This window comes from Chloroflexota bacterium, from assembly GCA_014360905.1.
Taxonomy (GTDB): domain Bacteria; phylum Chloroflexota; class Anaerolineae; order UBA2200; family UBA2200; genus JACIWX01.
The window spans coordinates 22,079-36,645 of the sequence record JACIWW010000028.1 but is presented as its reverse complement, the minus strand read 5'-3'; the positions used below and the strand labels follow the sequence as shown (position 1 = coordinate 36,645).

Here is a 14,567-nt window from a genome sequence, read left to right as displayed (position 1 = left end):
GCTCCTCTTGCAAGGCAGCTACTTGTGCGCGCAAAGTATTGTTCTCAGCACGGAGGGCAACGACTTCTTCTTCCAGTGTCATGTGCTCAGTATACCACAGCTAGCCCTAATCTGAACAATTACCTTGCGTAACTGTTCAGATTTGAGGTAAAGAATCTTAAGCGAGCAAGCTCATGTCACAAGATGTAGTAGTGCCACGATAGCTAGGCACTAATAGTAGAAGCCGAGCTATCCACAACCCACTGAACCTAGCCCTAATCTGAACACTTACCTTGCGTCGTATTTTGACTTGCGATGAAACCCATTTATAATATACACTAACCAAGCGGATGAAAAGATCTGAATAGAAGGTGCCGGAGAAAGCCGCCACTGACTGCCGCTTGTCCTCGGATACGAAAACATGGCTGGGCTCCCACGATGGTGAGCATGCTCAACTTAGAGCACCGCGACCTCGAAGTACGCCCCAGCAAATGTAGCGGTGCTGCTTTTCAACGCAGGCACACAACGGCGGAGCCTGCCTTGTATTCACCCCAATTAAGCAGGATTTCAGAGTTAGCCGATGTCTGAAGCTAGTGCAAAAGACTCAGAACAGATTCCTCAAGTCAAGACTGCAGCCATCATCCCTGCGCATAACGAAGAGCGCTTTATTGGCAGTGTAGTGCTGCAAGTACACAAGTACGTGGATGTGGTCATTGTTGTTGATGATGGTTCGACCGATGCTACCGCGGAGATCGCGGAAGCGGCAGGAGCGCTGGTCATCCGCCACCCCCAGAACCTGGGGAAGGGCGCTGCTCTGAGCACCGGTTTCCGCGCTGCGCGGAAGCTGTTGCCGCAAGCAGTAGTGATCCTAGACGCCGATGGCCAGCACCAGGCTAAGGAAATCCCGATGGTCCTTCGTCCAGTGCTTGAAGGGAAAGCGGATATGGCGGTGGGTTCTCGTTTTCTGGGCGTGCGAAGCCATATCCCTCGCCTGCGCGTTCTCGGAATGCATGCCCTAACACTGGCTTCCAACCTGGGTTCTGGAGTGAGGGTGAGCGACTCCCAGACCGGGTTCCGGGCTTTCTCAGAGGAAGCCCTTGCCAGCATTGTTCTCCGGGCTCGTGGCTTCTCCGTGGAATCAGAGATGCAATTCCTGGCCAAGGAACTTGGCCTGAGAATCATGGAAGTACCCATCTCGGTCAATTACACGGATGCCCCAAAACGCAACATCATTGTCCAAGGGCTCGAAGTACTGAACGGCATTCTCCAGTTGATGGGCCAGCACCGCCCGCTGCTCTTCTTCGGCGTGCCTGGCCTGGCGATGCTGCTCTTTGGCCTCTGGTGGGGCTATCGAGTTGTGGACATCTATCGCAAAGTACAGGAACTGGCCATTGGCTATGCCATGCTTGCTGTGCTCCTGTGCATCGTTGGCAGCGTGGTCCTTTCCACTGGCATTACCTTGCACACTCTCCGCGCGTTGCTCCTCGAACTAGTTCAAAAGCGAGAGTGACACTGCATACGACCAATGGCTCACCGGGGTATGCCTGCTGACAAACACAATGCCGCCCTCATGCCAACCCACGGGGAAAAAGCACACCCCCTTGTCAGTGTGATCATCGTCAACTACAACGGAAGGCATTACTTAGAAGCATGCCTCCGTTCGCTGCTGAGCAATAACCTCCCTCCGCATGAGATTATTTTAGTGGACAATGCCTCCACAGACGACAGCGTGTCCTATGCACAGCGAGCCTTTCCCAGCGTAAGGGTCATCTGCAACCAAGCCAACCTGGGATTTGGGCCAGGCTGCAATGCGGCAGCGCGATACGCACGGGGACAATACCTGGCATTCCTAAACCCTGATACGGTAGTGAAGCCTGGATGGTTGGAGGCGCTCATCGCAGCTCTACAGGCGGACCCCCAGGCTGGGTTGGCCACACCTAAGATCTTGTTGCTGGCTGATCCAGAACGCATCAACACCTGCGGCAATGAGGTGCATTATACCGGGCTAACGCTATGCCGTGGCTTTGGCATGATGTACGACGCTTTCCCACACTTGGAAGAAGTGAGTGCAGTCTCAGGTGCAGCTTTCGCCATCCGCCGTGATCTTTTCGCCGCGCTGGGCGGATTTGACGAGGCTTTTTTCCTGTACATGGAGGACACGGACCTCTCCTGGCGCGCGTGTCTGGCTGGCTACCGTTGCCTGTATGTCCCCTCCTCCATCGTGTTACATGACTATACCCTGCGTTTTGGCCCGTTGAAGACTTTCTATCAGGAGCGCAATCGCTATCTGATGTTGCTCAAAGGGCTGCGCTGGGCGACGTTGCTCATCCTCCTGCCGGCGCTGCTTCTGGCCGAAGGGGTGACCTGGGCCTTTACACTGCTGCGTGACCACCTGCACTGGCGTAACAAAGTCCGGGCCTACCGCTGGATCGCGGCCCATTGGCAGGAAGTGATGAGAAAGCGCAGGCAGGTGCAAGCTCAGAGAAAAGTGCCCGATCGCGATCTCCTCAGGTACTGTGCATACCGCCTCCCGTATGAGCAGTTAGATACCAGCTTAGTTGGACGCCTAGCCGGCCTCGTCTTGAACCCTTTGTTTTTCATCCTGCACAAACTGGCTCTGGCCTTGATTAGGTGGTAAGGCGTGCGTATCGCCCATGTTACCGCTACCTTTCCCCCGCATTACGCTGGCACCGGCATAGTTTGTTATTACAACGCCCTCGGCCTGGCTCGCCTGGGACATGAGGTAACGGTGTTCACCGCCGATTACCCACCATGCCAGCCCGTCTACCCCCAGGAAATCACGGTGCAGCGCCTGCGGCCGTGGTTGCATATTGGCAACGCGCCCCTTTTGCCCGGATTGCTGCAACTCGAGGGGTTTGATCTCATACACCTGCACTACCCGTTTTACTCTGGTGCAGAGCTGATTTTCTACAAAGCAATGAGAAATAGCTTGCCGTATGTTATCACATACCATCAGGATGTGCTCTTTCCTGGCCTTCTAAGCCTTCTTGAAAAGCTGCACTATCGTATCCTGGGCAAGCACATTTTGGAGCGAGCGGCCAGAGTATTGGCCACCTCATGGGATTACGCTCGTGCCTCACGACTGCGAGAGTTGCTGCAGGCAAAGCCGGCAGCCGTAGACGAACTACCCAATGGCGTGGATGCCGGCCGCTTCTATCCCGCCATAGATGCCAAGGCATTACGCACGCACTATGGACTGGCAACAGATGAACGCGTGATCCTGTTCGTAGGGGCATTGCATTGGACCGCGCCCATTTCTTCAAGGGAATGACAGTACTGCTGCAATCACTGATCTATGTGTGCAATAGACATGTCCGGCTATTGGTAGTCGGCGAAGGGAATCTGCGCCCGGCGTATCAGCAGCGCGCCTTACGCTTGGGATTAGACGAGCAGGTCATTTTCTGTAGTCAGGTGTCGGATACAGAATTGCCTGCCCACTACGCCCTGTGCGACGTGCTCGTGCTCCCCTCTACAACGATGGGCGAAGCCTTTGGCTTGGTGCTGCTGGAAGCCATGGCATGCGGAAAACCGGTTATTGCCAGCAATCTGCCCGGTGTACGCTCAGTCGTGAGCAATGGCGAAGACGGACTGTTGGTTCAGCCAGGGGATGCGCATGAGCTGGCGGAGAAGATCAGCATGTTGTTAGACGATCCTCGCCGTCGGCAAGAAATGGGCGAGCGCGGCCGTGCCAAGGTGGTAGAGAAATATGCCTGGCCAAAGATTATTCCGCGGCTGGTGCGGGTGTATGAGGAGGTGCTCGCATGGGGTGAGTAAGGAGTGACGAGTGATAAGTAGCGTGTTCCGTTTTCGTTTTCCGTAGTGCTTCTCTGCACTCTAGCACCCATGCAGCCTAGTTTGGAGTATCAATACGCTTTTGACCTCTGCGCGGTAGAGGCGCATCGTACGGGAGGGCCCATCGTGCTCTTTGCCAGCAGTCCCTTCTACGCACGCGAATTGCTCAAGCGCCTGCATGGTTGCAAGATACTACTCGTTGCAATAGGGGAATGGGGTCTATGGGCAAGTGACCTGCAGAGGTGGCTCGGGGTAGAAGTAGACCCTGCTGCATTCTCCCTAGCCCCCCAGCACCTTAATCTTTGTGCTTATTGCGCTATCTGGGCTGAGCCAGAGTTGGCCGATGACAGGCAAGTGCCGGAGCGCGTGCGCCAGGCGCTGCTCCCGGGTGGGAAACTGTGCGTCATTTTTTCTAGCCGGCTGGCCCGCTTTCTACCGGAGTGGCAGGGCAATGGCGAGCGCCCGGACAAGCACCCGCTAGGATTGCAGCAGGTGATGCAATGGCTACGACACGGCGATTTTGCCATCGAGGTCCTCTATGGTTTCCATGGCCCACGTAGCATTCTTTGGGGCTATGCCTTCCGGCTGATGGAGCGCTTGGGCCGGGGCGACCTGGCGGACCGTTGCCTGCACAGAATGCGGGCCGGGTATGTGGTGAGCGGGTGGCAGGCACTTTGGGCCCCCGTTGGGGTGGCCGTAGCGAGGAGAAAGTAGAGGCATCGAAGTGATGCATTGCCCGGTATGTTCAACAATAGCATCAAAACCGCTGGCACAAGTCGGGGATTACACTCTATATAAATGCCCGTCGTGCCAGCTCCGTTTCAGTGATCCGATGCAGTCCCCCGGCGCTCGGTGGTATGAGCAATCCTCATTGTATTCTGAGAGGAGAGAAAGAGAGATAGCCGTCCCGATGTTCGCCATTCGCCGGGATTGGAGATACCGGTCGTTCTTCTCCCTGAAGCTAAATCCTGGGGGGAAGCTTTTAGAGGTGGGATGCGGCAGTGGAATGTTTCTGAGATTGGCGGCAGCACAGGGATACAGGATTACCGGGATTGACAGTGACCCATCGGCGGTGCAGACAGCCTGTGAACTCTACAGAGTGACTAACGTACAGGCTCTCTCTATAGAGGATCTCTTGGCGAATCCCCGGGATCTCTGCTTCGATGTTATCTGTCTGTTTGACGTTCTGGAACACCTGGAAGATCCAGTGAATGTAGTTCAGGGACTCGGTAAGATGCTTGTTCCAGGGGGACATGTGGTATGCACTGTGCCAGGTCATCAACGCTGGCCGCAGTGGTTTGCTCCGGAGGTGGACTTGCCCCCTCACCATCTGACCCTATGGACCCGGTCTGCTCTCGAATGGTGCTTCAAAAACGCAGGACTTAACCTGGTGGCTATCATACGGAGCCCACTTTTGGGTGATAACCTGTTGCATCAGGCAAGTATAAGGTGGAAAGCACTTCAGAGGCTGGATGTCGTTGGAATGGCACTTCGAGCAACAGGGCACTTTGTCGTGATGCCTTTGATAGCGCGCCTCTTGTCGGTCATACCGAAGGCCGGTGGCTTTACCTTGCTGGGAGTCGCTTGTAAGACAAGTGGTCGTCAACTGCCCTAACGGTGAATCCAAGGCGAGAATCCTGGGCAGCGCTGTGGTCAATTTGGATGCCTGGCTGGAAACGATGCGCGGCCCCGATGGCTATGGCGGGCCTGTGGCGCACTGGTGGCAGAATTGCCTGCAGTTCACCGGCGCGGGATTGGACTGGCGCTACGAGGGCATCATCATCGGCTATCTGAACCTGTACCATCAGACCGGTGAGGAGAGCTGGCTCGCCAAAGCCCGCCAGGCAGGGGACGACCTAGTACAGGGCCAATTGCCCAACGGCAACTTCCGCCACTCTAGTTTCGAGCTGAATCCTTATAGCGGTGGGACACCCCACGAGGCGGCCTGCGATCTTGCCCTCTTGCTCCTGGCAGAGACATTGCGCGAGGAGGGGGATGTAACTTGGCGGACTTATTTGGCGACTGCCGAGCGCAACCTACGCAGTTATTACATCAGCGTGCTGTGGGATGAAGAAAGGCGTACCTTTCGCGATCATCCCTCTATCCCCTCCTTCGTTCCCAACAAGAGCGCCACGCTGAGCGAAGTATTGACCAAGATGGCACAACTCAGCGGAGACAGCACGTGGGCAGAATCCTACGCTCAGCCGGTATGGGACGCTATCTTGGCCCACCAGGTGTGCGGCGGCCCCTTGGATGGAGCCATCTATCAATACGGCCAGAATGGAAAGCCAGTGCCCAAGTTCTTCCCTTACTACATTGCACGCTGTGTGCCAGGACTAGTGGTAGGATATGAATGGACAAGGGACGAGCGTTATCTGGATGCCGCCTGGCGAGCAATGGCCTTTGTCCTGCGCTGGCGCTACGACGATGGCAGCTTCCCGCAGGTTATCTACTCCGGCGGGCGGGTCAACCGCTATCCGCAATGGATCGCTGCTGTAGGCGACATCTTGCGGGCGATGGCACTGCTCCAGGCATACGGCTTCGATGCCGACCCACAACCCACCCGCCTCTGGCTGCTACAAGGGCAACAACCCAGCGGAGCCTTCCGCACTGCCTGGGGCTTTGCATCCCAAATAACACAGCGCCCATCAGGCCCCTTGCCCGAATTCCGCGACCTCCTGCCCGTGTGCGGCTGGAACGACAAAGCGTTCCGCTACTTAACAGAGGAGCTGGGAAGCGAGGAAGCGAAGGAGCAGAGAAGGAAAGTAGCCAAGGGGCCAGGGCACAGAGGAAGAAAAAAGCGCAAAACGGAAAAGGTAACACGCAACACGGAACACGCACTACACACCACGCCTTACGAAACTCCCTGCCTCCTGCGTGGACAGCGGATGCATTACCGTGAAGATAAGAGGACCATTGAACTGCAGCGTGGCAGCGATGTCCTTTATCGTTGGCTGAAAGGTGCACCTTGGGCAGAGATATGTGCGTCGGAACTGCTATGGAAGTAGTGCAGATGACCAACGTGAGACAGGACCAAACGGTAGAGAGAATGGTTCGCAAACTGGCCATAATATGGGGGTGGTGGCGTGGTAGACGAGCGCGCACCCTGCTCTATCACAGTATTGCGGATGAGCCCTCTGATCCACTGGCAGTTCCACCGAGCTTGTTTGTCCAACAAATAGAATGGCTGGCTAGAAACCGTTTCAGAGTTATCTCTACCGATAAACTCAGAATGGCGATCAGTCAGGGACTCGATCTACCGCAGACTATTGTCTTGACCTTCGACGACGCCTTACATGACTTCTTTGACACAGCTTTACCTGTGTTGCATCGTTACGGCTTTAGCGCTACGGTCTTTGTACCCACAGGAAAGGTTGGGCAGGTTAGTGATTGGAGCAAGACTCACCCGCTCAGACCGTTGATGGGCAAAGAACAACTCACTCAATTGGTGGAAATGGGCTTTGAGCTGGGTAGCCATACCGTTACCCATGCCGCACTTCCTGCGCTCACTGAGCAAGCTTTAATGTATGAACTGAAGGAATCCTTGGCCTATCTCCAGCGGCTTACAGGAAGGAATAGTATTCCCTTTGCCTATCCCTACGGACGAGCAGGTAAACGAGAGCAGGCTGCTGTCAGGGAAGCGGGGTATACCAGCGCCTATCTCGCGGGAGTGCTGTGGGGAAACGGGAAAGGCAGTGATCTCTTCTGCTTGACACGCGATGTGATGCGCGGCGATACTTCTCTGGCCAGGTTCATCTCCCTGGTGAATGGCTATCTCGACCTATGGCGAGCCTTGTCCGACTTCATACGTCGGTTTGGTAGAAGCAGAGTGACTATGGAATGAACCCGCTGTATACTCTGTGGGCAAGCCTGAACTATCAGTCCGCTGGGCTATTGGCCGTAGGCCTGATGGCTGTAACAGCCTGGAACTGGTGGCAGTGGCGTTGTGACCGCGCACTCGCCCTGCGCCTCCGCCCCCCTGCTTCCTCGCCCCCCAGCTCCTCCGCTTACCAGCTCCCCAGCCCCTCTGTTCCCTTGCCCAAAGTCAGCGTCTTAGTAGCGGCATGGAACGAGGCAGAGATGATCGAACAGCACATCCAGTCCTTCCTGGGGTTGCAATATCCCGACAAGGAACTGGTCTTGTGCGCCGGAGGACCGGACGTGACGTACGAAATAGCGCGTCGGTACGCCGGAGAGCAGGTCATTGTGCTGGAGCAGCAGCCTGGCGAGGGGAAGCAGCGGGCGCTGCAGCGCTGTCTGGAGCACGCAAGCGGCGCAATCCTCTTCCTCACCGATGCTGACTCGCTGCTCGATGACGGCTCCTTCGCACAGACGCTGACACCGCTATTGCACGAAAGAGAGGACGTTGCCACAGGCACATCGCGACCTCTGCGGAGCCAATTAGATAATCCCTTTGTCATCTACCAATGGTGCACAGATTCATTCGTAAGTGCTAAGCAGCCCAAGTTTATCTCAGGTATCGAAGGTCGTAACTGGGCAGTGAAGCGTTCTGCACTGGACGAGATAGGCGGGTTCCCTGGTGAGGTACAAACAGGCACGGACTATTATATGGCCAAGCTCCTGCTGCATGCGGGTCACCGTATCCGTTATGTGCGAGAGAGCGCTATCGCGACAGAGTACCCGGCCACCTTCCGCTCCCTCTGGCGTTGCCAGTCGCGTTGGGTGCGCAACCTGCTGCTGCACGGGCCAAAGTTTGGTGCCTATAACGAGGCATGGCAGGCTTTGCGCGCCACACTGGCAGGCTGGACGATGCTCCTGTTGCCCTTCCTTGGCCTTGTGGTAGGGCCAATATTCCTTGCCCTCTGGGCAGTGCTGCTCGCCCATGCACTGCTGGCAAGGGTGCGCTACGCCCGCTTTACCAGCCTGTACCAGGGGGTTGCCATCGGCTGGAAGCAGTACGGGCTTCTTCCGCTTTACATGTTCGTAGATTTCGTCGCCTGGAGCCTGCCCTTGCTCCATTTGCTCACGCGCAGACACCAGTGGTGAGATGGGGAAATGAAGGTTGCCCTAGTGACCAAAGCTGACAAGCAAATGACCGGCCTGCGGCGTTATGCTCTGAGCCTCTATCAAGGCCTGCAGGACCGGGGAGTGGATGTGGCGCTCATCCATCCCCATTCACCGCTCCCAAAGGCGCTGGTGCGCATGGGCAAGGCGCTACACCTGGATGCCGAGGCGTTCTTCGCCTCTTATCCGCTTGCGGTGCGCATCGATGACGTCTCCCTCTGCCATCTGGCCAGCCAGACGCTGGCGACGCTGCTCTTGTTCCAGCGCCTGCCGCGCACGGTGATAACGGTACACGATATCATCCCGTACCTGGTGCGGAATGACCCGGCTTTGAGCACGTACCACACGCCCTTGGAGCGTCTTTTCGACCGCCTGGCGCTGTACGCCCTGCGCCACGCAGAGCGCCTCATTGCCATTTCCCAGTTCACCAGAAGCTGTCTTGTGGAGGCATTAGGCTATCCCTCCGAGCGCACTCAAGTGATCTATCGCGCCGTGGACCGGGAGCAATTCAGATCCCTGACCGTTCCAGCCGCCTTTCGCCGAAAATACAGCTTGGACGAAGGCCTGCGTTACATCCTGTACGTGGGTTCGGAGGACCCGCGCAAGAACCTTGCCACATTGCTACAAGCATTCCACATCGTGCAGCAGCAAGTGCCGTCTGCGCGGCTGATCAAGGCTGGCGCAGCCCATTTTGGGGCGCAACGGGAAAAGTTGCTGGCACAGGTAGCCCAACTGGGGCTGAAAGGCAAAGTCCGTTTCCTGGACCACGTGCCGGATGAGGACCTGCCGTTCCTGTACAATGTGGCGGATGTATTCGTGCTGCCCTCGCTGTACGAAGGCTTCGGTTTGCCAGCGTTGGAGGCAATGAGCTGCGGCACGCCGGTGATTGCCGCCAACCGCGCCTCCTTGCCGGAGGTAGTGGGCGCTGGCGGCGTGCTGGTGGATCCTGTGGATGTGGAAACTATGGCGCAGGCGATAGCTACCCTGGTGAGCGATGCAGAGCGTCATGCCACTGCAGCGCAAGCTGCGCTACAGCAGGCGGAGCGCTTTTCGCTGCAGCGGCAAGCAAGTGAGACCCTGGATGTGTATGCACATGCAGTGTTCTGACTCTGGAGGGACAGGTATTTCCGAGCAAAACATACTGACGAGGATGAGCAGAAACTTCTGGCAACGCGTCTGCGGCTTCTGGGGCAAAGAGGAACTCCAGATCCTCGGCATCAATCTGGCGGTCCACGCCGCGGTGCAGCTCTTTGCCATGATTTGGATGCCGCTGCCATATTTCTCGGAGCTCAGCCTGCACGACGGCAATATGTACTACCGCATCTCGCAGAACCTGTGGCCACCGCAACCCATCACGCTATTGAGCTGGCACAAGCGCATCTTGCTCCCCCTTCTCGCCAATATCGTATTCCCATGGGAGAGGCATGTCGCGTTCCTCATCATCGGCATTGGCGCGGCATCGCTCTCTGCCGTGTACTTTCACAAGATTGCTGCCCGGTATACGCGCCAGCCGTTCCAACTGGCGTTGTTCTATAGCCTGTTGCCCTGGCTCTTCTTCGCCGCACACCTTGGGTTAAACGAGCCGCTGCTGATGCTCTTCCTGTTGGCAGGGTTTTACTATTATCTGCGGGATCAGCTATTGGCATACAGCGCTTGTTTTGCTCTCGCCATGCTCTCCAAGGAGTTGGCGGCGCTGCCCGTGCTGGCAATGACCGTGCTGTTGTGGCGGCGCAATGGCTGGCGGCGGGCGTCGGCTTTTGCGGCAGTGGCTCTGTTGCCCTTCGTTCTTTTCTGCCTGCTGTACGGATGGCACTGGGGTGACTGCCTGTGGTGTCTCAAAGAGTCGCCAGAGAACCCGTTGGAGAACTCGTTCTCCTGGAAGACCGGGTTCTGGTGGATGTACCTGACGTTGCGCACTGGAACCCATTCTTCAGCCAACCCGCTTGTGGCATGGGCGTATGACGTGCTGAACCAGGTGCTGAACGTGGGGCTTCTACTAGCGACCGCTATAGGGACTTATCGGTTGAGACGGTTGGACAGAGAGCTCTTCCTATATAACGCCATTGTGGCTGTGCCGCTGCTGTTCCTCGGACGCAACCAGTACATGCTGAATTCAAGCCTGGGGCGGCAGTTTCTCCTGGCTGGCTTAGCCACTATCGGTTTTGACGGCTGTGCTGGAAACATGGGTAAATATAGCAACGTGTTCTCTATTCAATACGGCCAACTCCTTCTTTATAGCGGGATGACCCTGCTTAGTGTTTTCTGGATAATGCTCTATGCCAAATTTTTCCTCTACTACAAGATTTTCTAAACCCTGGTTTCGTCTTAAGGAACAAGACGCAAATTGACGCCGATACCACGAGGTATAGGATGAAAATCGTGCTCTTTGACTACATCTTCGAACGCGGCCGGCCCGGCATCACTGGATTAAGCGACCTGGTGTGGAACTGGGCAAAGCATTTGGTCGCCCTTGGGGATGAGGTACACATTGTTGCTCCACCTTACCCAAAGGGTGCAAAGCCACCCAAAGGTGCACTGATGCACTTTTTTCCCGTCCCTCCCATGGGTTACCGCAATATAGCGGGGCGTATGCTTACTGTACTTCGAGGTTGGCTCGATATCAGAAGATTGGGCAGAGTAGACATTATCCATGTGCCTGAATATCTTGCAACGGCCATCTTCGCGTTCCTTAGCAATGGAACGCCTGTGATACTGACCACACCGGGTAACATATTTGAGCGGATTGAAAACATCAACGAATTTGATTGGCTTACGACTCAGGTGTATAAGGTAGCTGCGCGACTATCTGCAAAATATTGTGCTTGTATTATTGCTACAAGCGCGGAGATGCAAAAGTGGTGGGTAATTTCAGGAGCTAGCCCAGAACGTGTTGTCCAGATACCTCTAGGAGTTGATACAAACGTATTTCAGCCCATATCAGGAGCGCGAGCAGAATTGGGTTGGGGTGATTCTCCCAGTGTACTGTTCGTGGGTCGGCTCCAAAAGGAAAACGGTGCTGAGTATCTCATTGAGGCAATGGGTTCCATTGCAAAGGATATACCGGATGTTGTATTACATATAGTAGGCAGTGGCCCAGACTTGCATAAATTACAGGAGGTAGTACAACACGCGGACCTCACAAACCAAGTGCAGTGGCATGGGCCAGTGGCTTTAGAGAGGCTTCCTCTTTTCTACTCTGCCACGGACGTATTTGTCCTACCCCGGTTGAGCCGCGTGACTCCTCGCGTACTTTTTGAGGCAATGGCGTGCCAAGTGCCCGTTATTACATCTGCTATTGGGGGCATCGGCGAGTTTGTGGATGATGGAGTAACAGGGTTTACCATAGACCCCCGCAATCCCTCTGCTATTGCGCAGCGCATTATACAAATACTCCGTGACGCAGCATTAGCCAACAGGATGCGAAAAGCGGCGCGTGAGTTCGCATGCCGAGAATTAGATTGGTCTGTGATAGTCCGCAGGATGCGTACAGAGGTCTACCAACGCTTTGTCTAACTCTGCTATCTGACTACTAAGGCGTTGACTGCTTATGACCAATAATGCCCCACCAACTCAACAGAGCCCCAGGACAGGGGTGGCAGATTTCTACGAGAACGCGTATGCCAAGAGCTCACTGCTCGATGATCTCAATAGGCCCCAGGATCGGATTAGGTTTTGTTTTCCTACATTGTTAACAGGAAAACGCATCTTGGATGTTGGGTGTGGACCTGGGGTACAAGTCCAATTTTTGACCCGATCTAACGAAGTTCACGGCATTGATATCTCGGGACCCGCTCTGGAATTCGCTGCTAAGCGAGGACTGGTAACTCATCAAGTAAATGTGGAAGAGCAAGGGATACCGTTTCCAGACGAGCATTTCGACATTGTTATCTGCACTGATCTGTTAGAGCATCTGTTTGACCCAAAATTTGTCCTACAGGAGATACGGAGGGTCCTTCGAAAAGATGGCTATGCCATCCTAGCAGTACCCAATCATTTTTTCTGGTACATGCGGCTGCGGGTTTTGGTTGGTGGCAACCTTGTATTGCCATGGCATGCACATACTGAGACCTCAGAGGAATGGAATTACGTTCATATACGCTTTTTCACATTGCGTGGCTTCGAGCGTTTGGTCACATTGGCTGGTTTCAGCATCTCACAGCGCTTCTACGATGCCATGACCGTTGCTCGCCCACGTATGTTGCCCCTCTCATGGTATAAGTGCCTTGCGCGTCGGTTCCCCTCGTTTTTTCGCTGCAATTTCTAGTGAAGGTTGCGCCGTGCACGAACTAAGCATACGTCGGGGTGTCATAACCATAGGGGTTGGTGTGTTCGCTGAGCGGGCAACGGCCTTTATCAGCAATATTCTGCTGGCACGTTTGCTCCTTCCCCAGGACTTTGGTTTGGTAACGATGGCTTTGACAGTCTCTGAAGCAGTCACTTTGTTGGGCAATCTGGGCATCGGTAGCGCACTCATCCATAAACGCGATGAAACTGAGGAGTACACCAACGCTGCTTTCTGGCTAGGGCTCGGCGTGGGTGTAGGATTAGGTGTACTCCAAGCCCTCATCAGTGGTTGGGCTGCCGAGTTCTACCGTGCTCCGCTTGTGCAGCCAATCCTGCTGGTCTATGCCCTTGGTTATTGCATTACTGCATTGGGAAATGTACATACCACCCTATTGGTTAAGGAGCTGCGGTTCGACCCGGTGATGAAGGTCGCAGTCAGTTCGGCATTGAGCAATGCGCTCGTTGCAGTGGGACTGGCTGCTGCTGGGTTTGGTGTCTGGTCGCTTGTGCTGGGGCGGCTGGCTGCCCAATGTGTGAGCACGCTGATGAACTGGTGGCTATGCCGTTGGCGTCCATCGGGTTGGGCAAGCAAGCGTCACTACAGCGGGTTAATTATTTATGGCCGTAACATGTTTGTGAGCGATGGGTTAGCCTACTTGAACCACAATGCTGACTATCTCATCTTGGGTCAGCAGCTTGGTCCGGCGGTGCTTGGCATATACCTCCTAGCATATAATCTAGCCATGTTGCCCGTCACTACGATCAGCCTAATTGTTGGTCGAGCCAGTTTTCCAGTGTTTGCCCAACTGCAACACCAGCGTGAGGAGTTGCAGAGGACGTTTGTTACAGCTATGCGTCTCTCAGCGCTGTTGGGATTCCCTATTTTGGTAGGCATGGTCATCTTGGCCAATGAACTGATTATCGCGCTCGTTGGCTCGCGTTGGCAACCTGCAGTAATGCCTTTGCGCCTGCTAGCGATCTACGCCTTGGGACGCAGTATTAGTGCACATGCCGGGCAGTTGCTGAACGCTGTTGGACGACCAGATATCCCAATGAAATTCAACCTTGTCTATACCCCCATCTTTCTCCCTGGCTTATTGGTCAGTGCACGCTATGGCGCAGTAGGTGTCGCGGCTGCAACGGCAGCAATCTCCGGTGTGGCTACATGGCTTTACTTGCTGATTGCTTTGCGCGCAATGGATTGGTCATTTCACTTAGTATTGAATGCCACTGGACCGCCTTTCGTAGCGGCTAATATCATGGGTTTTGGTGTGGCCCTGGGGCACAGGATTTTATCGCTATACCATCCCGCGCCGCTGGCAGTGCTGGCCGTCTTGGTCCCCGCTGGGGTTATGCTGTACGCCCTCATATTTTGGATGTTTTATCCCGAGATATATCATCAGTTGGAACCAAGACGCCTCATGTGCTTTGTCTGGACCACGGTAAAAGAGAGCATTTTGCATTAG

At 55.2% G+C, this 14,567-nt stretch carries 14 protein-coding genes; all 14 read left to right on the top strand.

Annotation, left to right across the window (positions count from 1 at the left end; genetic code table 11):
* Positions 1 to 559: 559 nt before the first annotated feature.
* The 14 genes from H5T67_11000 to H5T67_10935 all read left to right on the top strand — a co-directional run bounded on the left by H5T67_11000 (position 560) and on the right by H5T67_10935 (position 14,567).
* The gene (locus tag H5T67_11000; protein ID MBC7245838.1) at positions 560 to 1,489 is read left to right on the top strand and encodes a glycosyltransferase family 2 protein; all 930 of its coding nucleotides are present in this window, start codon (positions 560 to 562) and stop codon (positions 1,487 to 1,489) included.
* A gap of 30 nt (positions 1,490 to 1,519) precedes the next feature.
* Positions 1,520 to 2,617 (top strand): glycosyltransferase family 2 protein, encoded by a 1,098-nt coding sequence (locus H5T67_10995; protein MBC7245837.1) that lies wholly within the window; start codon positions 1,520 to 1,522, stop codon positions 2,615 to 2,617.
* Positions 2,618 to 2,620: 3 nt separating this feature from the next.
* Entirely contained in the window at positions 2,621 to 3,271 is a 651-nt protein-coding gene (locus tag H5T67_10990; protein ID MBC7245836.1) for a glycosyltransferase family 4 protein, read from the top strand.
* Positions 3,241 to 3,774 carry a glycosyltransferase family 4 protein gene (locus tag H5T67_10985; protein MBC7245835.1) on the top strand — a complete coding sequence of 178 codons (534 nt, stop codon included), beginning with the start codon at positions 3,241 to 3,243 and terminating at the stop codon, positions 3,772 to 3,774. Before H5T67_10990 ends, H5T67_10985 begins: the two co-directional genes overlap by 31 nt.
* An 81-nt stretch (positions 3,775 to 3,855) precedes the next feature.
* Positions 3,856 to 4,506 carry a hypothetical protein gene (locus H5T67_10980; protein MBC7245834.1) on the top strand — a complete coding sequence of 217 codons (651 nt, stop codon included), beginning with the start codon at positions 3,856 to 3,858 and terminating at the stop codon, positions 4,504 to 4,506.
* Between the two features lie 196 nt (positions 4,507 to 4,702).
* Entirely contained in the window at positions 4,703 to 5,407 is a 705-nt protein-coding gene (locus H5T67_10975) for a class I SAM-dependent methyltransferase (protein ID MBC7245833.1), read from the top strand.
* Positions 5,388 to 6,800 carry a hypothetical protein gene (locus H5T67_10970; GenBank protein ID MBC7245832.1) on the top strand — a complete coding sequence of 471 codons (1,413 nt, stop codon included), beginning with the start codon at positions 5,388 to 5,390 and terminating at the stop codon, positions 6,798 to 6,800. Before H5T67_10975 ends, H5T67_10970 begins: the two co-directional genes overlap by 20 nt.
* A 5-nt stretch (positions 6,801 to 6,805) precedes the next feature.
* A complete protein-coding gene (locus tag H5T67_10965) occupies positions 6,806 to 7,636 on the top strand; it encodes a polysaccharide deacetylase family protein (protein MBC7245831.1) in 831 nt (276 codons plus the stop codon).
* Complete coding sequence (locus H5T67_10960; protein MBC7245830.1) at positions 7,633 to 8,799, top strand: glycosyltransferase; 1,167 nt, start codon at positions 7,633 to 7,635, stop codon at positions 8,797 to 8,799. The genes H5T67_10965 and H5T67_10960 overlap by 4 nt, the downstream gene beginning before the upstream one ends.
* Positions 8,800 to 8,823: 24 nt before the next feature.
* Positions 8,824 to 9,924 (top strand): glycosyltransferase family 4 protein, encoded by a 1,101-nt coding sequence (locus H5T67_10955; protein MBC7245829.1) that lies wholly within the window; start codon positions 8,824 to 8,826, stop codon positions 9,922 to 9,924.
* Positions 9,925 to 9,967: 43 nt separating this feature from the next.
* Positions 9,968 to 11,128 (top strand): hypothetical protein, encoded by a 1,161-nt coding sequence (locus H5T67_10950; GenBank protein ID MBC7245828.1) that lies wholly within the window; start codon positions 9,968 to 9,970, stop codon positions 11,126 to 11,128.
* Positions 11,129 to 11,187: 59 nt separating this feature from the next.
* Complete coding sequence (locus H5T67_10945) at positions 11,188 to 12,330, top strand: glycosyltransferase family 4 protein (protein MBC7245827.1); 1,143 nt, start codon at positions 11,188 to 11,190, stop codon at positions 12,328 to 12,330.
* Positions 12,331 to 12,364: 34 nt separating this feature from the next.
* Positions 12,365 to 13,081: a class I SAM-dependent methyltransferase gene (locus tag H5T67_10940; protein MBC7245826.1), complete on the top strand. Its 717-nt coding sequence runs from the start codon at positions 12,365 to 12,367 to the stop codon at positions 13,079 to 13,081.
* A gap of 13 nt (positions 13,082 to 13,094) precedes the next feature.
* Positions 13,095 to 14,567 (top strand): lipopolysaccharide biosynthesis protein, encoded by a 1,473-nt coding sequence (locus tag H5T67_10935; protein ID MBC7245825.1) that lies wholly within the window; start codon positions 13,095 to 13,097, stop codon positions 14,565 to 14,567.